Here is a 22,019-nt window from a genome sequence, read left to right on the forward strand (position 1 = left end):
CCTGCGTGGTGCCGAAGCCGGCGTTGAGGGCCACGCCCTCGGAGACGTTGCCGGAACGCAGCGAGCCGCCGCCGTACGGGGTGCTGTCGTAGTCGTCGTAGTCGAGGTCGGAGCCGGAGTTCAGGCCGCCCGAGGAGTTGAGTGAACCACCGCTCGTCCCACCGCCGTTGAGCGAGGTGGGGCCGCCGTCCAGTGAGAGCGAGTCGCCGTTGCCGCCCAGGCCGCTGGTGTCCAGGGAGGAGTTGTTGTTCAGGCCGTCGGTGTTGAACGAGGAGTTGTTGTTCAGGCCGTCGGTGTTGAACGAGGACGTCGACAGACCGTCGCCGTTGATGTCGGTGGTGGTCGAGTGCCCGCTCGGATCGGTGGTGGTGAGTTCCCCGGTGTCGGGGTTGAGCTGCTGGCTGGAGCCGTCGGGGAACTTGGTGGTGAGGGTGCCGTCGTTGTTGAGGGTGGTGGTGGAGCCGTCCGGGTTGGTGAAGCTCTCGCCCGGGTTGAGGTGGCTGGTGGTGGTGTGCCCGGTGGAGTCGGTGACGGTGACATCACCGGTGTCCGGGTTGATGTCCTGCTTCGACCCGTCCGCGAAGTCGGTGTGGAGCGTGCCGTCGGAGTTCAGGTGCGCGCTGTTCCCGTCCGGCGTGGTGAACGACCCGGAGTCCGGCACGAGATGGGTGGTGGTCGAGTGGCCGGACGGATCGGTGGTGGTGAGTTCCCCGGTGTCGGGGTTGAGCTGTTGGCTGGAGCCGTCGGGGAACTTGGTGGTGAGGGTGCCGTCGTTGTTGAGGGTGGTGGTGGAGCCGTCCGGGTTGGTGGTGGCTGGTGGTGGTGTGGCCGCTGGGGTCGGTGACGGTGAGGTCGCCGGTGTCCGGGTTGAACGTCGAGTGCGACCCGTCCGTGAAGTCGGTGCTGAGGCTGCCGTCCCCGTTGAGCTGCGCGGTGGAGCCGTCCGGTGTGGTGAACGAACTCGCGTCCGGAGTGAGGTTCGTGGTCGTCGTGTGGCCGGACGGGTCGGTGGTGATGAGCTGCCCGGTGTCGGGGTTGAGCTGTTGGCTGGAGCCGTCGGGGAACTTGGTGGTGAGGGTGCCGTCGTTGTTGAGGGTGGTGGTGGAGCCGTCCGGGTTGGTCGACCCGTCCGCGAAGTCGGAGCTGAGGGAGCCGTCCCCATTGAGCTGCGCGCTGCCACCGTCGGGCAGGGTGAAGGAGCCGTCGGTCGGATCCAGGGTGCCCTGGGACGCGATGCTTCCGTCGGGGTTGAGCGTGGTGACCTGACCGGTGGTCGGGTCCAGGGTCTGCTGGGAGCCGTCCGGGAAGGTGGTGGTGAGGGTGCCGTCGTCGTTGAGCTTGGTGGTGGAGCCGTCCGGGTTGGTGAAGCTGTCGCCCGGGTTGAGGTGGCTGGTGGTGGTGTTCCCGTTGGGGTCGGTGACGGTGAGGTCACCGGTGTCCGGGTTGAACGACGACGAGGAGCCGTCCGGGAAGTCGGACTTCAGGGTGCCGTCGTCATTGAGCTGAGTGGTCGACCCGGTGGGCGAGTTCAGCTTCTTGTTGCCGGTCTTGTCGTTGTCGTCACCCAGGAGCGAATTGGGGTTGACCGACTTGAACGCCAACCCGTTCAACGGATTGTTCGGATCGGTGACGCCGTTCGGATCGTTCAACGGATTGTTGGGATCGTTGATGTCGAACGCGCCGTTCAGCCCGTTGTTGAGGTCGTCGCTGAACGTCTTGAGGTTGTTGCCGAGGCCGTTGCCGAGGCCGTTGAGGCCGTCGTTGAGACCGTCGCCGAGGTCGTTGAGGTTGGTGTTCAGGTCCTTGTTGAGGTCGTTGAAATTGTTCCCGAGGTCGTTGAAGTTGTTGCCGAGGTCGTTGAGATTCTCGTTGAGATCCTTGTTGAGGTCGTTGAAGTTGTTGCCGAGGTCGTTGAAGTTGTCGTTCAGGTCCTTGTTGAGATCAGTGAAGTTGTCCCCCAGCTTATTGACGTTGTTGCCGAGGTCGTCCAGATACTTGTTGAGCTTGTCGTTGTTCTCCTTGTTCTCGTCCTCGGCGATCTGGTTCTGTTCCTTCGTGTAGACCTCCTGGAGCGTCTCCGTGTTCTTGTTCTTGATCTCCGTCTTGATGGTGTCCAGCGCATTCGCCCAGGCATTCTTCAAATGGCTGAGTGCTGTCATGGACGCCGCCACCACCGTCTTGTCCGCGTGATCCGCCCAGGCGTCCACGGCCGCGTCGGAGATCTTCTCCCAGGTGGTCTTCTGAGTGAGGTCGCCGTACTCGGAGACCTGCTTGAACGCCGCCTCCGTCGAGTACGACGTGGTCGTGGTGGTGCCGCCCCCGTAGTTGCCGTACGTGGTCGTCTTCGACTGCACGTGATTGATGTTGTTCTCGATGACGAACTTACTGACTTTGTCCAACACCTGGACAAGGTGATAGTGGGGGTCGTGCTTGCCGTCCTTGGCCCACTCATCCCATCCCTTCTGCACATCGAGGACCGCCTGCCGCGCGGCGAACATCGCGCCGAGCAGCGCGTCGCTCACGTTCGTCTTCGGGTGGTAGTCGTTGAAGACGTGACCGGCCGAGTAATCACGCCCGCCCAGCTGGCTGATGTACCCGTCGTAATTCGTCTGAAGTTCCTTCAGCAGGTGGTAGAAGAGACTGGCCGCCTTCCCCTTCCACGCGGCCTGGTCCTCACCGAGTGACTTCATCCACGAGGCGATGGTGTCCGCGTGGGAGGTGAAGAAGTTCATCACCCGGTCGAAGGACTGCCCGACGGTGACGAACGAGTTCAGGTCGACGGCGTTGGCGTCGGAGACACTGGCCCCGGCGTACTCGAAATCCTCCGTCGTGAGGTTCGCGATCAGCCTGTCGAGGGCCAGCTTGCTGCCGGAGATGTACTGCGCCATCGGCCCGGAGTCCCACTGGGTGTGCGAGTACGAACCCTCGAACTTACCGCCGCCGCTGATCTGCTTGTCGCCCCAGAGCGTGGCACGGCCGTTCTCATCGACGCCGACACCGATCATGATGATCCGCGCCTTCTTGAAGCTCACGCTGTTGTGCGCCCCGTCGCCGCCGGCGTCGTAGAAGGCGAGGACGTAGTCGTCACCGCCGTCGTGCCGCTGCTTGTAGAGCGCCGAGTAGTCGGCCTCGGTCACCGACCGCATGCCCTCCCCGGAGATCTCCATGCGGAACAGTTGCAGCCCCGAGAAGTCGTCGCTGCTGGCACTGCTGAGGCTCTTGAACAGGGAGGACCTGGACGGGACGGGGTAGCCGGTGAGGTTGATGACCGCTTGGGCGAAGTAGTCGCCCTCGTCGTACGTGGGGGTACCGGTCGTGCTGTCGGCCATGGACGGAGCTCCGCTGCTGAGAGTGGTGGAGGAAGGGCGGTGAGCGGGGTACGCCGGAGGGGCGGGCGGGGGTGCCCGAATCAGGACTCGGTCTTGTCCCCGGTGCCGGTCATGTCGTCGTCGACGGTCCCGAAGATGTCCAGCAGCTTCTCGCCGTCGATGGAGGTGAGACTGTCGCCCTGGGTCTTGAGCAGCGTGGTGATCGTTTCCTCGAGGGCGCTGTCGATGTCCCCGAAGAGCGTCCCCTGGGAGACGAAGATGTTGTCCACGTCGGTGGCCTTCTTCGTGAGCGAGGTCAGCAGGGCGCCTCCGCCGAGCGCGTCCGAGTTGTCACCGCCGCCCATCATGCCGATCCGCAGGATGGACTTCTTCTTGATCGAGTCGTCGCCGTTGTTGGTGATCGTGTTCTTCAGTGACTTGACGCCCGCCGCGTCCTCGCGGATGTTCTTGAGGTCCGTCCTGAACCCGCCGACATCCTGGTTCTTGAAGTTCTTCAGCGCGGTCGAGTCCAGATGTGTCAGGTCTGTCATGAGTGCCTCCGCTGGCGGTGCTCGCCGGCCGACGGGAGCGGCGACGGCGACGGTACGGGGAGATGCCCGCACCGCGCCGGAGGCGCGGGGGCCGGTCCGGCGCGGTGCGGAGGGATGCCGGATCAGCGGCCGATGGTGACCTCGGACCACATCTGGCTGAGCGAGTTCTCGCTGTACTTGTAGCTGGAGGAGATGTCGCTCAGGAGCTGTGCGTGCGAGGTGAGCAGCGTCTCCATGTTCTGCACCGCGCCGTCCCAGGCCGCCTGCTTCTGGCGGTAGGTGTTGGCGTCGTTGCCGTACCAGGTCTTGGACAGCTCGCTGAGTTCGGCCTCAAGGTTGGACAGCGTCTGCGCGATGGCCTTGGTCTGCATGACCATGTCGTCCGCCGCGTTCGACATGTGGTTGTAGCTGACGTAGATGTAACCGTCGCTCAGGTTGTCTGCCACGGTCTGCCTCTTTCACGAGGTGTTACGGGGTTGTGGGTCTTGGTGTGGGGTGCGCCAAGGGGCACGGCCCTGCCTGGCTCAGCCCGCCAGCTGGTCGAAGGCGGACTGGGAGGCGTTGTACGCCTGGTTGATCTGGTCGTTCGAGGAGCCCTGGGTCTTGTTGTGCTCCACCAGGCTCTGGTTCAGCCGGTCGATGACGTCCTCGAGGTTCTTGAGGATGACGTTGCACTGGCCGTCCCACTGGGCGAGCAGCTGGCCGTACTGGCCACCGTCGCTGCCCTGGTAGCCGCTGCCCAGGGTGGAACGGGTGCCGTCGACGTCCTGGCGGATCTTCATGATGCCGCTGAACGCGCTCTCGAGGGCCTGGATGCCGTTCCGGGTTGAACTTTCGCTTGACTGCTGGCCGTCTCCCGCCATCGTCCCACCTTTCGTAAGTCGGGTTAGTGTTCGGGGCACTGCGAGCCTAGGGTGAGCAAAGTTACGCTGACAACCAACTGAGGAAAATCTGGGGTTGCCGTCGAGGTGCCGTCAAGTTCTGTTGCGCGGCGGTTACTTGGCCGCAACCTTCCCATCCGCGGCGGGTCTCCGGGCGCGCTCGTGCCGGTTGCTGCAAAGCGGTCGGAGAGCGGGCACGGGCACCTCCGGAAGCGGTCACGAACTGCTGCCCGCGGTGCCCGAGTTGCCCGCGGAAGGCCCGGTGCCGGCGCCCTTGCCGGTGCCCGCCTCCGTGCCCTTGCCCGCTTCGGCGCCCTTGCCCGCCCCGGTGCCCTCCGCCGGGGCCTTCGCCCTGGCGTCCCCGGCAGCGACGGGTGACGTACCCGCCTTCCCGGAGCCGGCGCCGGGACCGCCCGTGCCGCACTGCGCCGCCGCTCCGCCCGCCGCGGGCCCTGCTGCCGCCGCCGGGGAGACCGCCTCCTCCGCCGCCGCCTTCGTGTCCAGCTCGGGCCCGGTCGGCAGCATCGACAGCAGCGTGGACGGCACCCGCACGGCCGACGCCTCGTTGTAACCCAGTGCCGTGAGTGCCTGGGAGTCCGGGATGCGGTACTTCACCCCGTCGTCGCTCACCAGGAACGTGGTGTCGCCCACCGACGCGCCGGCCGCCCCCAGCACCCGTACCAGCGTGCCGTGGCCCGGACGCATCACCACCCCGTTCACCGGCACGCACGCCGCCGTCAGCGCCGTGGTGTCCGGTTGCGCCACCGGGGACAGCTCCGACTCCGCGAGGCGCACCGACCGCACCCGCACCCGGCCGTCGACCGAGTCGACCTGCGCGCACGCCGCCACCCCGGAGTCCAGCTCCGCCGCGCGCGGCGGACTGTCCGGCAGCCCGGGCACCGAGGGGTCCTTCGCCGACGTGCCCGGCGCCTGATGGGCCCGCAGATCGGAGACGCCGATCGTGGTGACCGCCGGCGGCTGCCCGTCGTAGGCCCTCTTGCGGGTGGCCGGGTCACCGATCAGCAGTGCCGACTGCGTGGCCGTCACCGGGTGCAGCCCGTCCTTCTGCAACACGTACTCCTGCTTGCCGGAGCCCGCCACCACCCGGAACACCTGGCCCACCCGGGTGGGCCGCCCGTCCAGCTCCGGGCCCTGCGAGCCCTGCCCCGCGACCGCCGGGGTGGCCAGCTTCGGGCCGCTCACCAGGGCGTCCAGGAACGCCGCCGACACCGGCCGGGGCTTCACCGCCCCGTAGCCGAGGGACTCCGCCGCGCCCGAGGCGTCGTCCAGCATCAGCCGGCTGCCCTGCCACACCAGATACGTCCGCCTGTCCGGTCCCCGCACCACCAGCGCCGAATCCTCACTCACCGGCTTCGTCTCCACCGGTGCCCCCGCCACCAGCGCCGTCGTCGTGCCCGAGCCCGCCGAGCACACCTCCCACGCCGAGTCCTCCAGGTCGCCGGTGCCCGGCACGGTGTCCGGGGCGCCGGTGATGCCCACCGGCCTGCCCACCGGGGTGCCCTCCAGCGACGCCGAACCGACCGACGTCGTCGACAGGTCGGAGCCGCCGATCAGCATCGCCGACGCGTAGTTGCGCACCGGCCGCAGCCGGCCCCCGGCGTACAGGTAGCGGGCGCCGGTGTCCTTGTTGACGATGAGGGTGTCGCCGCTGCGCCAGGTGTCGTTGCCGCCCGGCCTGAGCAGCCCGAACACCACCGCGCCGCCGCACACCAGCGCGCCGACCACCACCCCGATCAGTGCCCCGCGGGTGGTGCGCCCCAGCGGACTCTCCGGGGCGTCCGGGTCGGCCAGCAGCATGCCCGCGGTCAGCCGCCCCATCATGAACGTGTGCGCCTGCACCTGGTCGCGCTTGGACCGCACGTTGCCTCCTGGCTCGTTCTGGTACGTACTCGCTTACGGGGACCGGACCGGCCGCCCGGGTCAGCCCGTCATGCCGCGCAGATGACCGAACACGCCGAGCAGCCACAGCGTCAGCGGCAGCAGCGCGATCGCCAGCAGCGAGTGCAGCAGCTCCGCCGCCCGCCCCCAGTACGGCACCAGCCGCCGCCCCGGCACCGTCCACAGCGCCACCAGCAGCGCCGCCGCCACCGCCAGCAGCCCCGCCACCAGCAGCGCCCGCCGCGACCCGGACAGCTCCAGACCCCAGCCGAACGTGAGCAGCAGCAGACCCCACGCACCCGGCAGCACCAGCACCAGCCGCTGCGCGGTGTTCACCAGGCCCCGGCCGTGCAGGAGCAGCAGCAGCGACAGCACCAGCGCGCACAGCAGCGCCGGCAGATTCGGTTTGTGGGCCAGCCCCACCAGGCAGCTCGACGCCAGCACACCCGTCGCCCCGTACAGCGCCGTCATCCACTCACTGGCCAGCTCGGTACGGACCGCCACGTCGTCGCCCCGGTAGGGCTCGATGCCCTCCTGCAACTGGCTCGCGTTGGTCGGCAGCGCCGGCATCCGCATCCCCGCGAACCGGAACGACAGCGCCGGCACCAGACCGCCCACCAGCACCGTCAGCGCCGCCACCACACCGGCCGCCGCCGCCGGACGCACGTCGAACACCGTCATCAGCGTGCCGCCCACCGCCGCCGCCAGCGCCACCAGGGCCGACGCCAGGAACAGCGGCGTACGCACCGCCGCGGCCGCGAGGGCCAGCACCGCGCCGCCCGCCCAGGCCGCCGCCGCCCCCAACAGCCGGGCGCCCAGCACCTGGTGGGCCTGCGGCCCGCTGAGCTCACCGCCCGGCACCAGCCAGCCCGCCATCGCCAGCGCCGGGGAGGCCAGCAGGCCCAGCACCGCGCCGGTCGCCGGATCGTCCACCGCCCGGCTCGCCGAGGCCGAACCCGCGAGGAGCAGCAGCCCCGTGGCACACGCCGCCCCCACGCGCAGCGGCACCGAGACACCCCCCGGCCAGGCCAGCAGGACCAGCCCGGACAGCACCGCCAGCGCCACCAGTCCGCGCAGCAGCCGCCGCGCCGCCTCCTCGCTCCAGCCGTGCAGCCGGTCCCGGGTGACCGCCGCGATCCCGTCCACCAGATCGTCGAGCCGCACCTCCGGCAACGCCTCGGTACGCGGCCGCAGATGGAGCGCCTCACCGTCGGTCAGGTCGAGCGAGGCCAGCGTCGCCTCCTCGTCCAGCGGCCGGCCGCCGAGGCGCTGAAGTATCCAGCCGTCGTGCTCGAGGCCGTTCTCCTCGACGTCCTCGCCCGCGTAGCGCAGCACCGTGGGCAGCAGATCGGCGACCGGCACGTCGGACGGCACGGCGAGGTCGATGGTGCGGGCGGGGGCGCGCACGGTCACATGGCACAGTCCGGCCACGGAGGTGTCGGTCATACCGGGACTCACATCTCTCAACGTCGGATACGGGAAGGCAGCAGGACTAGGAACGGGAAGACCGGGGGAGGGATGACATGGACGTACGGAGTTGACGGGGTGCAGACTACTGACACTTCCGATCACCGTCGTCAACGGGGATGGGGGCACAATGGTGTTCACGTCGTGTTACCCCTGAGGGCACGTACTGGTGCACCGCCGTATCGTACGGTCCGGCCGACCGGCCTTCCCCGCGCGCCGCCCGGCGTGCGCTGCCGAGGTGCCGTTCCCGGGCGCGCCCGGCTGCCTTCCCGTGCCGCCGTCGCGTGCGAACGAACCGTTAAGGAGCTCCAGCGTTGAGCGTGGTCCTGTTCCGTCGACCGGCCCGCCGTCGCGGGCCGGTCATGCCCAGCGGCGAGCTGACCCTGCAGGAACCGCCGACCTTGCAGGAGACCGTCCCGGACACCTCCGCGGTGTGGACGTACATGCCGATGGCCATGATGTCGGTCTCGATGATGCTGATGTTCCTGCGCACCGGAGGCCAGGGCAACGGCGTTTTCATGTACATCGCGCTCGGCATGATGGTGCTGGCCGCCGCCGCCATGATGGTCGGTCAGGTGATGCGCAAGGCCGGCGACCGCAAGCAGCGGCTGCGCGGCGAACGCCGTGACTACCTGCGCTACCTCGCCCAGAGCCGGCGCACCGTGCAGCGCGCGGTGGTCGAGCAGCAGCTCGCCCTCGCCTGGCGCCACCCCGACCCCCAGGTGCTGCGCTCCATGGTGCGCACCACCCGGCTGTGGGAACGCCGCCCCAAGGACGAGGACTTCGGCGAGGTCCGGATAGCCGTCGGCGACCAGCAGTTCGCCATGCGGCTCACCCCGATCTCCACCAAACCCGTCGAGGACCTCGAACCGCTCAGCGCGCACGCGCTGCGCCGCTTCATCCGCGCCTACAGCACCGTCCCCGGCCAGCCCATCGCCCTCTACCTGCGCTCCTGGTCACGCGTGCTGATGCGCGGCGACCGGGACGCCGCCCGCGCCATGCTCCGCGCCGCACTGTGCCAACTGACGCTGTTCCACCCGCCGGAGGAGATGTGGATCGCGGTCTGCGCCGACGACGAGGTGCGCGCCGAGTGGGAATGGCTGAAATGGCTCCCCCACAACCAGCACCCGCAGGAGACCGACGGCGCCGGCCCGCTGCGCATGATCGCCACCGCCTTCACCGACCTGGAGGACCAGCTCGGCAGCGAGTTCGCCGAGCGGCCCGCCTTCGACCCGGACGCCGCACCCGGCCGTGACGAGCCGTTCATCGTGGTCATCGTGGACGGCACGAGCGTCCCGGCCGGCCACCGCTTCGACGGCCCCGGCTACCGCAACGCCGTCGTCCTGGACCTCTCCGGCTCCCTCACCTGGCGGCCGGGACGCACCACGCTGCGCCTCGACGTCGCCCCCGACACCGTCTCCCTGGTCCGCACCGACCGCAGCCGCAAGGAGCAGACCACCGTCCTCGGCCGCCCCGACCAGGTCGGACCCCGCGCCGCCGAATCGCTCGCCCGGCTCATCTCCCCCTACCGGATGAGCCTCACCACCGACGCCGTCGAGCCGCTGCTCGCCGACATGGAGCTCACCACCCTCCTCGGCGTCGCCGACCTGCACCGCCTCGAACCCGAGACCCTGTTCCGCAAGCACACCGGCTCCGCCCGGCTGCGGGTCCCGATCGCCGTCGGCCCCGACGGACGCCCCGTCGAACTCGACATCAAGGAGTCCGCACAGGGCGGCATGGGCCCGCACGGCATGCTGATCGGCGCCACCGGCTCCGGCAAGTCCGAGCTGCTGCGCACCCTCGTCCTCGGCCTCGCCCTGACCAACTCCTCCGAGCACCTCAACTTCATCCTCGTCGACTTCAAGGGCGGCGCCACCTTCCTCGGCCTGGACGAACTCCCGCACACCAGCGCCGTCATCACCAACCTCGCCGACGAGGCCGCCCTCGTCGAGCGCATGCAGGACGCCCTGCACGGCGAACTGATCCGCCGCCAGGAACTGCTGCGGTCGGCCGGCAACTACACCTCCGCCCTGGAGTACGAGCGGGCCCGCGCCGCCGGCGCCGCCCTCGACCCGCTGCCCAGCCTCTTCGTCGTCGTCGACGAGTTCAGCGAACTCCTCGCCTCGCACCGCGAGTTCATGGAGCTGTTCGTGATGATCGGCCGCCTCGGCCGGTCGCTCGGCGTGCACCTGCTGCTCGCCTCGCAGCGACTGGACGAGGGCCGTATGCACCAGCTCGAGTCGCACCTGTCGTACCGGATCGGTCTGCGCACCTTCTCCGCGATGGAGTCCCGGGGCGTCCTCGGCGTCCCCGACGCCTACGAACTGCCCTCCCAGCCCGGCAGCGGCTACCTCAAGAGCGGCGTCGAGGCCCTCACCCGGTTCCGCGCCGCCTACGTCTCCGGCCCCTACCGCAGGCGCGGCGGCGCCGTCGCCCAGGCCCGGGTCGCCACCCAGGTGGTGCCCTGGTCCGCCGGGTACGTCGTGCCCCGCGCCCCCGCACCGGCCGCCGTCCAGCCCGAGCCGGAGGAAGAGGAGGAGAGCAGCACCCTGCTGTCGGTGGCCCTGGACCGGCTGCGCGACTCCGGGCCGCCCGCCCACCGGGTGTGGCTGCCGCCGCTCGGCGACCCCTCCCCGCTCGACGAACTCCTCGGCGGCCTCACCGTCGACCCGGTGCGCGGCCTGACCGCGTCCCGCTGGCTGGGCACCGGCAAGCTGCGGGTCCCCGTCGGCCTCGTCGACAAGCCCTTCGACCAGCGCCGCGAGCCGCTCGTGGTGGACCTCGCCACGGCCGGCGGCCACGTCGCCGTCGCGGGCGGCTCGCAGAGCGGCAAGTCGACCGTGCTGCGCAGCCTCATCATGGCCCTCGCGCTCACCCACACCCCCCGCGAAGTCCAGTTCTACTGCCTCGACTTCGGCGGCGGCACGCTCTCCCAGCTCACCGGGCTGCCGCACGTCGCCGGGGTCGCGGCCCGCCTCGACGCCGAGCGGATCAGCCGCACCGTCGCCGAGGTCACCGCCGTCCTGACCGAGCGCGAGAAGTTCTTCCTCGACCAGGGCATCGACTCGATGGCCACCTACCGGCGCCGCCGCGCCGCCGGGGAGTTCCCCGACGAACCGCACGGCGACATCTTCCTGGTGATCGACGGCTGGTCCGAGGTCCGGCAGAACTTCGACCAGTTCATCCCCACCTTCAACCAGATCGCCACCGGCGGCCTCAACTACGGCATCCACCTCGTCGTCGCCACCGCCCGCTGGCTGGAGCTCACCGCCCCGGTCCGGGACCAGGCCGACACCCGGCTCGAACTGCGGCTCGGCGACAACATGGACTCCGTGGTGGACATCCGCAAGGCCTCCGCCGTGCCCCGCATCCCCGGCCGGGGCCTCACCGTCGACGCCAAGCTGCACTTCCTGTCCGCGCTGCCCCGCGGCGACGGCTCCAGCGACCCGGAGACGCTCAGCGAGGGCGTCGCCGACCTCGTGGAGCGGATCGCCGGCGCCTGGCAGGGGCCGCGCGCCCCGCAGGTGCGGATGCTGCCGCACCTGCTGCCCGCCGCCGACCTGCCCGAGCCGGAGCTCGGCGACGGCCTCAAGGTGCCGCTCGGCCAGGACGAGGAGACCCTCGGCACGGTCTGGCACGACTTCTCCCGCACCCCCCACCTGGTCGCCGTCGGCGACACCGAGAGCGGCAAGACCAACCTGCTGCGGGTGATCGCCGACGCGGTCGTCGCCCGCTACCAGCCCAGCGAGGCGCGCATCCTCGTCGTCGACTACCGCCGCGACCTCGTCGACGCGGTGCCCGAGGAGTACCGGCTCGGCCACGCCGTCGCCATGGACGCGCTCAAGCAGCTCGTCGGCGGCTCGGCCAAGGCGCTGCGCACCCGGCTGCCCGGCCCGGAGATCACCCCGGCCCGGATGCGGCTCGCCGACTGGTGGAGCGGGCCCCGGCTGTTCGTCCTCGTCGACGACTACGACATGGTCGGCGGCGGCACGGTCATGGACCACCCGTTCGCCCCGCTCTTCGAACACCTCGCCCTCGGCCACGAACTGGGGCTGCACATGGTGGTCGTCCGCTCCGCGACCGGCGCGGGGCGCGGGCTGAACGACCAGTTGCTGCGGCGGCTCGACGAGGTCAACACACCGGGCATCCTGATGTCCTGCCCGCCGTCGGAGGGCTACGTGTTCGGCAACGTCAAGCCGCGGGTGCTCCCGCCGGGGCGGGCGCTCCGTATCGTCCGACGCAAGCCGGTGCTTATTCAGACGGCCCTGGCCGCGGGGACGGCGGAGTAGTCTCCGCCGGGTTGGCAGAGGGCCGGTCGCGACCTGGGAGGTCGTGGCCGGCCCTTTTGTGACGCGCGGGAGGGGGGTGAGGTGCGGGGTGCGATGGCGGGTGCGGGTTGTCCGTGGCTGGTCGCGCAGTTCCCCGCGCCCCTGAAAAGCAGGGGGCACCCGGGATCCTTCAGGGGCGCGGGGCTGTGTCGATGTGCGGCTCCGCCGCGAGGCGCGACCGGCCACGGACGACCCACACCCGACGACGAACCCTCAGACGTCCGTCTCCGCGCTCCCCGCGGTCTTCGCGGACGTGGGGCGCCAGCCCAGCCGGCGGCCCCGGGGGAGGATCACGCCGAGCCAGACGACGGCGATGATCACGCCGAGTCCGGCCGCCGCCGGCCACATGGCCCGGCGCAGCGGCCCGGCCGCCTTGTCCTCCGGCATCCGCACCGGCGCAGCCGCCGCGGCCTGCCCCCGCAGCCCGCCGTTCTCGGAGGTGAGGACGGACGTCACCGCCGCGTACGGGTCCAACCGCGGCACGTCCGCCGGATACGCGGACGACCGCAACAACTGGGCCGTCTCCTTCGCCGACAGCTCCGGGTGGACGGAGCGCACCAGCGCCGCCGACCCGGCCACGAAACCGGCGGCCAGCGAGGCACCGGAGCCGATGTAGTGGCCGTCCTTGGCCGGACCGATGCCGACGACGCCGTCGCCGGGCGCGGCGAGGTCCGCGCTGTCGGTGGTGTACGAGCCGGTCGGACGCTTGCCGTCGACGTCGACGTCGAGGACGGAGAGCACCCCGTCGGCCGCCGCCGGGTAGAAGTCGCGCGCGGGCAGATCCGTGGAAGAGGGCGTGGACGGCACGTTCGGCACCGCCGCGGCGACCACCAGGACGTCCTTCTTCGCGGCCAGCGCCACCGCCGAGCGCAGCGCGGCGGAGTCGCTCTCGAGCGCCGCCGACACCGTCACCACCTTGGCGCCGCCCTCGACCGCGGCCTCGATACCGGACGCGACCCGCTCGGCGGTGACCGCGCCCCGGCTGTCGGTGCCGCGCACCGCGAGGATGCGGGCGTGCTGGGCGACGCCCGCGAACCGTACGCCGTCCCGCGTCGCGGCGGCCACCAGACCGGCGACGAACGTGCCGTGCCCGACGCAGTCCGTCCCGGCGTCGCCGACCGCCGTCACCCGCCCCTTGAGCGCGGGCGCGGAGGTGGAGACCCCGGTGTCGACGACGCCGACGGTCACCCCGTCGCCCGTCGTCACCTGCCAGGCCCGGTTCAGCTGGAGACCGGCCTGCTCCCACGGCACCGCCGTGGCCTGCCGGCTGGAACCCGCCGTGCACGGGTCGTCGGCGGACACCGTCGAGGGCAGCACCGGCAGCCGCACCGAACTGCCCCCGTCCGCCGCCGCGGGCGCGGCGGCACTGCCGCCCACGACGGCCGTCAGCAGCAGCGCGGCACCGAGGACGCGGGCCCGCCGGGGGGCGCGCGGGGTCCTGCCCGTCATGTGCGGTCCCGTTCCGTTCGTCATGCGCCCGCCGCCCCGCTGGAGGCGGGCGACGCGGACGCCTGGTCGACCAGGTCCTCGGGGAGGAGCAGCCGCAGGTCGTCCAGGCTGGGCGCGGCCAGCCGGCTGAGCCGGCCCGCCTGCCGGGTCATCATCCGTTCCAGCACCTGGCGGGCGGTGCGCGCGTTGCCGAACGACCGGTCCCTGGGCAGCGTGTCGAAGTGCTGCCGCAGCACCGAGCCGAGCCCGGCCCCGCACTCGTACCCCGCCTGCACCGCGTGCTGGCGGACGATGGTGACCAGCTCGTCGGAGGTGTAGTCGGCGAACTCCACCCGGCGCGAGAACCGGGAGGACAGGCCCGGGTTGGAGGAGAGGAACGCCTCCATCTCGCCGGTGTAGCCGGCCACGATGACGACCACCTGGTCGCGGTGGTCCTCCATCAGCTTCAGCAGCGTGTCCACCGCCTCCTGGCCGAAGTCCGACCCGGAGCCGCCGCGCGGGGTGAGGGTGTACGCCTCGTCGATGAACAGCACGCCGCCCAGGGCCCGTTCGAAGACCTCCCGGGTCAGCTGCGCGGTGTGGCCCACGTACCGGCCGACCAGATCGGCGCGCGAGACCTCGACGAGCTGGCCGCGCGGCAGCACGCCCAGCGAGACGAGGAGTTCGCCGTAGAGCCGGGCCACGGTCGTCTTACCGGTGCCGGGCGGGCCGGTGAACACCAGGTGGTGACTGATCCGGGGCACCGGGAGCCCGGCGGCCTCGCGCTGCCGTGCCGTCGAGACCAGGTTGACCAGGTCGGTGACGTCCCGCTTGACCGCCGACAGCCCGACCAGTGCGTCCAGCCTGCTCAGCGCGTCGTCGCCGGCGTCCACGCCGTCCGGTCCCGCGGCGGCCTCCTGCGCCGCCTCCTCGCTGATGTCCTGCGGCAGCAGCAGCGTGAGGTCCTGCTCGGAGACGTCCGACAGCGAGGCCAGCCGCACCGCCTGCCGGTCCACCATCTCCTCGAACACCTGCCGGGCGGCACGGCCGTTGCCGAAGCCGGCGTCCTTCGGCAGCCGGTCGAAGTGCACCGCGAGCGCCTTGCGGGTCTCGTCGGCGAGCACGTACTGGTGGCGCCCGCACATGCTCTCCATGATCTCCACCAGTTCGGGCACCGAGTAGTTCTCGAACTCCACGGTCCGCGAGAACCGGGAGGCCAGTCCCGGGTTGGAGGAGAGGAAGCTGCGCATCTCGTTGGAGTAGCCGGCCACCACGACCACCACGTCGTCGCGGTGGTCCTCCATCAGCTTCAGCAGCGTGTCCACGGCCTCCCGGCCGAAGTCCGCGCCCGAGCCCCGGGAGTCGGAGGTGAGGGTGTACGCCTCGTCGATGAACAGCACGCCGCCCAGAGCCCGTTCGAAGGTCTCCGTGGTCTTGATGGCGGTACCGCCGATGACCTGCGCCACCAGATCGGCGCGCGAGACCTCCACCAGGTGCCCGGAGCGCAGCGCCCCCAGCTCGGCCAGGATCGTGCCGTACAGCCGGGCCACGGTGGTCTTGCCGGTGCCGGGCGGGCCGGCGAAGATCAGGTGCCGGCTCATCGGCGGCGCCGACATGCCGAGCTGGGCGCGGCGCCTGGCCAGCTGGGTGAGGTTGACCAGCGTGCGGACCTGCTCCTTGACGTTGTCCAGGCCGATCAGGCTCTCCAGCGCGGCCATCGGCCCGTCCGGGCGCCCCGGCCCGTCGGACTCCGGTACGGTGCCCGCCGGGTCGGTGCCCTCCGCCTCGCCGAAGCCCCAGGCGTCACGGGACTCGTTGCCGGTGCTGGTGAGGTTCTCCACCGCCAGCCGGCCGCCTGCCTTGGACTGCATCAGGCCGGCGCCCCGGTTCTCCCGCACGGTGCAGTTGACCACCGAGACCGGCGCCTCGGACTCCACCCGGATGCCGTCGCGGGTGGAGCCGGCCGCCTCGCAGCCGTTGAGCGAGGCCCGGCCGCCGTCCCGGATCAGGAAACCGTGCTCGGCGGCGGCCGCCGCCCGGACCCGGGTCGCCGTCAGCTCGCCGCCGTTGTCCACCAGGACACCGCAGCCGCCCGCCGACACCAGCTCGCCGTCCCGGATCGACACCGTGCCCTCCGGGCCGATCTCCAGACCGGCCCCGGCGGGGTTGCTCACCTGGAACCCGGCCAGATAGACGTCACCGCCCGAGGCGACCTGGGCGCCCGCGCCGCCCGGCGTCTCCACCGTGCAGTCCTCCACCCGGCCGCGCCCGCCGTCGCGCACCGACACACCCGTGCCGCCGGCCCCGGTGATCCGGGCCCGCCGCACCAGGGGGTTGGCGCCGCCCTTGACGACCACGCCGGTGCCCTTGACGTCGACGATCTCCACGCGCTCCAGCTCGGCCGCCGAGTCCTCCTCCAGGAGCACGCCGTCCGCCTCGCCGTCCCGCACGGTCAGCGAGGTCAGCGTCGGCGAGGAGGCACCCGACACCCGCAGCGCCGGCACGTGGGCGCCGGTCAGCCAGCAGTCCTCGTACGTGCCGCGCGACCGGTCCGTCACCAGCAGGCCGTGGCTCTGCGTACGCGCGGTGCGGCAGCGGCGCAGCACCGGGTCGGCGCCGTGCGAGACGACGATGCCGGGACCGCTGGTGCCGTTGACCCGCAGCTCCTCCAGCTCCGTGCGGCCGGAGCTGGTCAGGTGCGCGCCGGTCGTGGTGTCGTGGATCACCGTGCGCAGCACCTTCAGCGCGCTGCGCTCCTCCAGGGCCAGCGACGGCTTGTCCGTGGAGGAGACGTCGCAGTCCTCGACCGAGCCCTGGGCGTCGCCGTTGGCCAGGATGCCGTTGCCGCGGGCGTCCCGGATCGTGCAGCCGCGCACGGTGGCCCGGCCGCGCTCGCCGATCACCACACCGCTGGTGCCGAGGTGCTCCAGCGTGCAGGACTCCAGCGAGCTCTCCGTCTGCGAGGTCACCACGACACCCGCGCCGGACCGGCTCGACACCCGGCACTCGCGCATCGCCAGCGAGCCGGAGTTGCGGGCCAGCACCGTCGTCCAGGACATCCCGGACAGATCGCAGCCCTGCATCGCGACCTGGCCCTGCGAGACGTCCACGACGGGCAGTTTCTCGTCCTGGCCCTGCACCACGAGGTCGGTGAGCATCACCGCGTCCGCCCGCAGGGAGATCACGGTGCCCTGGCGCGGCGCCAGCCGGACGCTGCCGCGCGACTGCTCGGCGACGATGGTCACCCGGGTGGTGACGACGAGGTTCTCCTCGTACGTCCCCGGGCGCACACTCAGCACCGCGCCGCCGCGCGCCCTGGCCAGGGCCTCTCCGATCGTCCGGGCGTCCCCGGTGCCCTCCGGACAGACCGTCACTACCTGGCGCACTCCGCTGACCTCCTCGTGTCGGCACCCGTGGGTTGCGGTGGACACCATCATGCCGTCCCCGCACGCGTGTTCCTACTCCGGTCCGGGTTCCGGAACGACCGGGGCGGGTGGGGTACGCGGTGTGGCGCGTGTTTCCGTGCAACGAATTATGGGCCGTGCGCAACGCGCTTACCAGCGCGGAGACTTTCCGACAGTCTTTGGTAACCCCCGCGACATGACGAGCGGTTGGAACATGTGCGTGAATGGAGTCGTTCACACGGACGCATGACGAACTGCGGGACGGATGGCGCGGATGGCAGAACGGACGAAATCGGCCGCCGGGGAGACGGCGGCGGAGACTTCGACGGACGACACCTCGGCGGCAGCCGGGAGCCCGACGGGCGCCCCGGACACCGGCGCGGGCGGCGGGCCGGCGGCCTCCGGCCCGCCGCGGGACCCGCGCACGGCGTGGCCCGCCACCGCGGCGGACGACACCGCCGACGAGGGCGCGGCCTTCGACACCCTCACCGGCGCCGGCTCACGGCCGGACGCCGCGCGGGGCGACGACGGCGGGGAGGGTGAGGCCGGTGCACCGGAGGCCGGGGACACCGACTCCGACGTCGCCCCCTCCGGTGTCCTGGGCCGCGCCGCCGACGGCGCCACCGTCACCCTGGGCCCGGCCGCGGCCCGCCAGAAGGCGACTGCGGGTGCCGAAGGCGGAAAGGGCGAGCCAGGCGAGGGTGCGCCGGGCGGCGCCGAGGCGGATGCCGAGGCACCGGTCGTCGCGGGACCGGGCGCCTTGGGCCGGCCCGCGTCCCCGGCCGCCGGCGGCACGGGCACCGGCGCTCTCGGCGCCTCGGGCCGGGGCGCGGCGGCGGTTGCCGACGGTGCCACGGCCGCCGGGGGCCGCCGGGAGGCGGGTCCGGGTGCCGGCGCGGGCGAGAAGGACGAGCCGGGCGCGGGTGCGCCGGGCGGCGCCGAGGGCGGCGTGCCGGCCACCGGTTCCGGGGCCGCCGCGGGTCGTCGGGAGGCGGGCTCGGGGCTCTTCGGCGGGCGGAAGAGGAAGCGGGAGGCCGCCGCGGCGGCCTCCGCCACGGCGCAGGGCGCCGCTGCCGCGGCCGTCGCCGCCCCGGCCACCGCGGCGGCCGCCGCCGTCGCGGCGAGCCCCGCCACGCCGGAGGCCCCGGCCGCTGCCGCGGCCGAGGGCGCCGAGGCCCGAGGGACCACCGGGGCACTGGGGCGGGGAACTCCCGACGGCCGGGGCGCCGTCGAGCCCGCCGCCGCCTCCGGACGGCCGGACGGCGGTGACGGCCGGGCCGCCGCCGCTGCCGCCCCCGAGGCCGAGGCGCGCGCCGAGGCGCTGGCCGCGAGCGCCCCCGACAACCCCGGCTCCGGCACCGCCGCCGCCGTGCCCACCGGGCGCCCGGGCCGCCCGCTGCTGGCCGGCGCCGCCGTCCTCGGCGCCGTCCTCGTCGCCGTACCCGTGCTGCTGGTCAGCCGGGACCGGGCGCCGGAGAACCACGACAGCGTCGTCGCCGACCAGGCCGGCACCGTCCTCGGCGAGGACGACGCCGAGGGCCAGGCCGCCCCGTACGCCTCCTCCACCGCCTCGCCCTCGGCCAGTCGGTCCCACTCCGACGCGCCGAAGGTGAAGTCGCACCCGGCGGCCCCGGCGCCCCCGGCGCCCGTGTCGAGCCCGGTCTCCTCGCCGACGAGGACGACGTCCTCGAAGACCACCAAGGTCACGACCAAGAAGAAGCAGAGCAAGCCGAAGAAGGCCGCCAAACCGAGCCTCCCGGCGTACATCAGCGTCTCGGCCACCCGGGTGCTCAAGGCCGGCCAGACCCTCGACGCCAAGCGGGCCCGACTGCACATGCAGAAGGACGGCAACCTCGTGGTGTACGACGAGAACAACAAGGCCCGTTGGGCCACCATGACGTTCGGCTCGAACTACCAGGCGGTGTTCCAGGCGGACGGCAACCTCGTCGTCTACACCTCGGCCAACCGGCCCGTCTGGGCCAGCAACACCTACGGTCACAACGGATCCGTCCTCAAGATCCAGGAGGATGGCAACGTCGTGATCTACGACAACGGCCGGGCGATCTGGGCCAGCAACACCCAGCACTGACCGCCGGACACCGGCCGTCCGTACGGACCCCCACGCCGATCGGGCGGCGGCCACCGGGAACTCACCCGGTGCCCGCCGCGACTACTGGACCGGGGGTGGCGCGAAGCCACCCGCGCACCGGACCGATCCAGGAGAGTCGCGATGCGTTCTCGTACGGCGTGGGGCACGGCGGCCGCGGTGACGGGCGGCCTGCTCGTGACGGGCTGCGGCGACGGAGGCGGTGCCGGCGGGGCCCAGGGCGCCGCCGCCACCGTCTCCGGCCGGTTCCCGGTCACCGTCACCGACTGCCGGGGAGCGAGAACCACCTTCTCCCGGCCGCCCGCGAAGATCGTCACGAGCGGGGCCGCGGGGTGAAGGTGCTCAGCAGGTCGGTGATACCGAAGGAGAAGCTCCTCGCCTCCGGCGCCGACCTGTACATCGACACCTTCGCCGCCATGAGGACGAGCGGCATGGGCGACGCCCCACCGACGAGGAATTCCGGGCCGCCGGCATCCAGCACCTCTACCTCAGGTCCACCGCCTGCGCGGGACAGCGCGAGCACGCGGTGACCGACCTGTCCGTCGTCGAGGCCGACATCACCGCGCTCGGCGAGGTCACCGGCGCCCGCGCCAGGGCCGCGGAACTCGTCGACGGGATGAAACTCCTCGCCCTGCTGCGCGGCCGGGGCCGTACGACGCCGGTGTCCCTGCACGACCTCAACGCCGCGGCCCCCGTCCCCGACCGGCTGCACGTTCTGCACGAGGGCCACGTGGTCGCCTCCGGGCCACCGCGCGAGGTGCTGCGCCCAGAGCTGCCGGCGGAGGTGTTCGGCGTCCGGGCGGCCGTCGTCACGCACCCGCTGACCGGCGATCCGCTGATCGCCTTCGACCACCGGCGGCCGGTGGACGGAACGGACGGGCCGCGCAGCCGGAGCGGCGAGGAGAACGCGGCACCGGGACTCCCGCGCCCGGCCGCGACCGGGTCCGCGGGTCGGTGAACCGGGCCCGGGCACCGGGTGTGAGGATGAGGCGAGATGTCTGCCGGCGGGGTACTGCGCGCACTGCGGGCCGCGATGTTCGCGGCCGTGTGCGTCGTGCTCGCCGCCGCCGGTCACGTCCTGATGTCCGGCGCGCCGGTGCCCTGGTGGGCCCTGGCCGCCGCCACCGCGGCGGTCGGCGCCGTCGGCTGGGCCTTCGGGGCCAGGGAGCGCCGCCGGACCACGGTGGCCGGGCTCACCGTGGCCGTCCAGACGGCTCTGCACATCTGCTTCACGACCGCGCAGTCCGCACTCCAGCCGTCGGGGAGCGCGCCGGACGGCACCGCCTCGGTCCGGCAGTGGGCCGCCCAGCTGCTCTGCGGCGGCGAACCCGGCTCCGCGGCGGCGGCCCGGGCGTACGACGTCGCCGTGCACGCCGGACTCGCCCAGCGGGTACCGGGCACGCATGCCGGACACGTACACGGCATGGATGCCATGCCGTCCATGCCGGGGATGCCGGGAATGCCCGGCATGGGCGCCGCCGGTTCGCACGCCATGGCGCACACGACCGGTACGGCCTCCTGGGGCATGCTCGCCGCCCACCTCCTGGCCGCCCTGCTGTGCGGACTGTGGCTCGCGCAGGGCGAGCACGCGGCCTTCGCGCTGGCCCGCGCCTGCGCCGACCGCGCCTTCGTCCCGCTGCGGCTCGTCCTCGCCGTCCTCCTGCCGCCCGAACCGCCGCCCGTACCGCGGCGGTTCCGTGAACGGGCGCACCGACCGCGGCAGCGGCTCCTCGTCCACGCCTTCACCACCCGGGGTCCACCCGGGGCGATCGCTGTCCTCTGACAGCCGGATTCCCCACGCCGTGCGCACGCGCGGCGCGGGCCGTCGTCCGCGCGTCCGCGTGGACGGGATCTCCCACCCGTGCGGGCCGCCCCCTGGCCCCAGCGGCCCTTCGGCGCGGCCGCACGGGACCCGAGTAAGGACCCAGCAACCATGAGCCCTGCCCTGCCCGCGGTGACCGACGAGACGGTCACCGCCTGGGCGCTCGCCGCCGCCGGCGGCGACAGCGAAGCGGTCGACCGCTTCGTGCGCGCCCTCCAGCACGACGTACGCCGCTACGTGGCCCACCTCGCCCACGACCCCCAGGCGGCCGACGACCTCACCCAGGACACGTTCCTGCGGGCCCTGACCGCGCTGCACCGCTTCGAGGGCCGCTCCTCGGCCCGGGTCTGGCTGCTCTCGATCGCCCGCCGGGCCGTCGCCGACAGCCTGCGCCGCGCCGCCGCCCGGCCCCGCAAGGCCGACACCGCCGACTGGCAGCTCGCCGCCGAACGCGCCCAGCCGCTCGGCCTGCCGGGCTTCGAGGAGGGCGTCGCCCTGATGGACCTCCTGGCCGCGCTGCCCGGCGACCGGCGCGAGGCGTTCGTCCTCACCCAGCTGCTCGGCCTGCCGTACGGGGAGGCCGCCGAGGCCAGCGGCTGTCCGGTCGGCACGGTGCGCTCCCGGGTCTCCCGGGCCCGGGGCGCGCTGACCCGGATGCTGGACGACGAGCCCGGCACCGCCGGTCCGGCGGCGCCCGCACCGGGGGCGCTCGTGATGACGTAGGTCACACCGGCCCCGGGGAACCCGGCCGCCCGCCGCCCCGACTCCTGTACCGGTACGGCTTCCTCCGGACGGCGCCGTACGAGGTGTTGGGAGTCGTTCTC

14 protein-coding genes and 1 pseudogene are annotated in these 22,019 nt (G+C 72.3%); 6 read left to right on the forward strand and 9 right to left on the reverse strand.

Going from position 1 to position 22,019, the window contains the following annotated elements; genetic code table 11:
* Nucleotides 1–539: 539 nt before the first annotated feature.
* The 6 genes from IO29_RS39040 to eccD form a co-directional block, all read right to left on the reverse strand.
* Nucleotides 540–3,329, reverse strand: a complete 2,790-nt coding sequence (locus tag IO29_RS39040) for an AAWKG family protein (RefSeq protein ID WP_051848702.1) — start codon at nt 3,327–3,329, stop codon at nt 540–542.
* 80 nt (nt 3,330–3,409) lie between these two features.
* Complete coding sequence (locus IO29_RS24270) at nt 3,410–3,859, reverse strand: type VII secretion system-associated protein (RefSeq protein ID WP_030381578.1); 450 nt, start codon at nt 3,857–3,859, stop codon at nt 3,410–3,412.
* Between the two features lie 122 nt (nt 3,860–3,981).
* Nucleotides 3,982–4,305, reverse strand: a complete 324-nt coding sequence (locus IO29_RS24275; RefSeq protein WP_030381579.1) for a WXG100 family type VII secretion target — start codon at nt 4,303–4,305, stop codon at nt 3,982–3,984.
* Nucleotides 4,306–4,383: 78 nt separating this feature from the next.
* Nucleotides 4,384–4,722 (reverse strand): hypothetical protein, encoded by a 339-nt coding sequence (locus tag IO29_RS24280; protein WP_030381580.1) that lies wholly within the window; start codon nt 4,720–4,722, stop codon nt 4,384–4,386.
* A gap of 234 nt (nt 4,723–4,956) precedes the next feature.
* Entirely contained in the window at nt 4,957–6,621 is a 1,665-nt protein-coding gene (gene eccB, locus IO29_RS24285; RefSeq protein ID WP_030381581.1) for a type VII secretion protein EccB, read from the reverse strand.
* A 60-nt stretch (nt 6,622–6,681) separates the two neighbouring features.
* Nucleotides 6,682–8,085, reverse strand: a complete 1,404-nt coding sequence (gene eccD, locus IO29_RS24290) for a type VII secretion integral membrane protein EccD (protein ID WP_030381582.1) — start codon at nt 8,083–8,085, stop codon at nt 6,682–6,684.
* 383 nt (nt 8,086–8,468) lie between these two features.
* Between eccD and IO29_RS24295 the strand changes: the two genes are divergently transcribed.
* Nucleotides 8,469–12,395 carry a type VII secretion protein EccC gene (locus IO29_RS24295; RefSeq protein ID WP_030381583.1) on the forward strand — a complete coding sequence of 1,309 codons (3,927 nt, stop codon included), beginning with the start codon at nt 8,469–8,471 and terminating at the stop codon, nt 12,393–12,395.
* Nucleotides 12,396–12,647: 252 nt separating this feature from the next.
* Here the strand turns inward: IO29_RS24295 and IO29_RS24300 are convergent, their stop codons facing one another.
* On the reverse strand, nt 12,648–13,883 hold the full coding sequence (locus IO29_RS24300) for a S8 family serine peptidase (RefSeq protein WP_030381584.1): 1,236 nt from the start codon (nt 13,881–13,883) through the stop codon (nt 12,648–12,650).
* 20 nt (nt 13,884–13,903) lie between these two features.
* A complete protein-coding gene (locus IO29_RS24305) occupies nt 13,904–17,248 on the reverse strand; it encodes a right-handed parallel beta-helix repeat-containing protein (RefSeq protein WP_030381585.1) in 3,345 nt (1,114 codons plus the stop codon).
* Between the two features lie 292 nt (nt 17,249–17,540).
* Here IO29_RS24305 and IO29_RS39045 point away from each other — a divergent pair, with 292 nt between their 5' ends.
* Both IO29_RS39045 and IO29_RS39050 read left to right on the forward strand, forming a co-directional pair.
* On the forward strand, nt 17,541–19,355 hold the full coding sequence (locus IO29_RS39045) for a hypothetical protein (RefSeq protein WP_199806941.1): 1,815 nt from the start codon (nt 17,541–17,543) through the stop codon (nt 19,353–19,355).
* Nucleotides 19,356–19,496: 141 nt separating this feature from the next.
* A complete protein-coding gene (locus IO29_RS39050; RefSeq protein ID WP_051707874.1) occupies nt 19,497–19,709 on the forward strand; it encodes a hypothetical protein in 213 nt (70 codons plus the stop codon).
* On the opposite strand, the gene IO29_RS39055 is transcribed toward IO29_RS39050, so the two are convergent.
* Nucleotides 19,687–19,854, reverse strand: a complete 168-nt coding sequence (locus IO29_RS39055) for a hypothetical protein (protein WP_199806942.1) — start codon at nt 19,852–19,854, stop codon at nt 19,687–19,689. The two genes, IO29_RS39050 and IO29_RS39055, sit on opposite strands and share 23 nt — an antisense overlap.
* A 135-nt stretch (nt 19,855–19,989) precedes the next feature.
* On the opposite strand from IO29_RS39055, the pseudogene IO29_RS39060 reads away from it, so the two are divergent.
* From IO29_RS39060 to IO29_RS24330, 3 genes and pseudogenes are all read left to right on the forward strand, one after another.
* A pseudogene (locus tag IO29_RS39060) lies at nt 19,990–20,331 on the forward strand (ABC transporter ATP-binding protein); the annotation flags it as partial.
* Nucleotides 20,332–20,367: 36 nt separating this feature from the next.
* Entirely contained in the window at nt 20,368–21,156 is a 789-nt protein-coding gene (locus IO29_RS24325) for a hypothetical protein (RefSeq protein WP_030381587.1), read from the forward strand.
* 150 nt (nt 21,157–21,306) lie between these two features.
* Nucleotides 21,307–21,918: a sigma-70 family RNA polymerase sigma factor gene (locus tag IO29_RS24330; protein WP_033226333.1), complete on the forward strand. Its 612-nt coding sequence runs from the start codon at nt 21,307–21,309 to the stop codon at nt 21,916–21,918.
* Nucleotides 21,919–22,019 lie beyond the last annotated feature (101 nt).

Source organism: Streptomyces sp. NRRL F-6676, assembly GCF_000725625.1.
GTDB lineage: Bacteria > Actinomycetota > Actinomycetes > Streptomycetales > Streptomycetaceae > Streptomyces.

Bases quoted from the DNA above. Each gene is read 5' to 3' on its own strand.
- IO29_RS39040 (WP_051848702.1), bottom strand. From the start codon at position 3,329: ATGGCCGACAGCACGACCGGTACCCCCACGTACGACGAGGGCGACTAC.
- IO29_RS24270 (WP_030381578.1), bottom strand. From the start codon at position 3,859: ATGACAGACCTGACACATCTGGACTCGACCGCGCTGAAGAACTTCAAG.
- IO29_RS24280 (WP_030381580.1), bottom strand. From the start codon at position 4,722: ATGGCGGGAGACGGCCAGCAGTCAAGCGAAAGTTCAACCCGGAACGGC.
- eccD (WP_030381582.1), bottom strand. From the start codon at position 8,085: ATGACCGACACCTCCGTGGCCGGACTGTGCCATGTGACCGTGCGCGCC.
- IO29_RS24295 (WP_030381583.1), top strand. From the start codon at position 8,469: ATGCCCAGCGGCGAGCTGACCCTGCAGGAACCGCCGACCTTGCAGGAG.
- IO29_RS24300 (WP_030381584.1), bottom strand. From the start codon at position 13,883: ATGACGGGCAGGACCCCGCGCGCCCCCCGGCGGGCCCGCGTCCTCGGT.
- IO29_RS39045 (WP_199806941.1), top strand. From the start codon at position 17,541: ATGGCAGAACGGACGAAATCGGCCGCCGGGGAGACGGCGGCGGAGACT.
- IO29_RS39050 (WP_051707874.1), top strand. From the start codon at position 19,497: ATGCGTTCTCGTACGGCGTGGGGCACGGCGGCCGCGGTGACGGGCGGC.
- IO29_RS24325 (WP_030381587.1), top strand. From the start codon at position 20,368: ATGTCTGCCGGCGGGGTACTGCGCGCACTGCGGGCCGCGATGTTCGCG.
- IO29_RS24330 (WP_033226333.1), top strand. From the start codon at position 21,307: ATGAGCCCTGCCCTGCCCGCGGTGACCGACGAGACGGTCACCGCCTGG.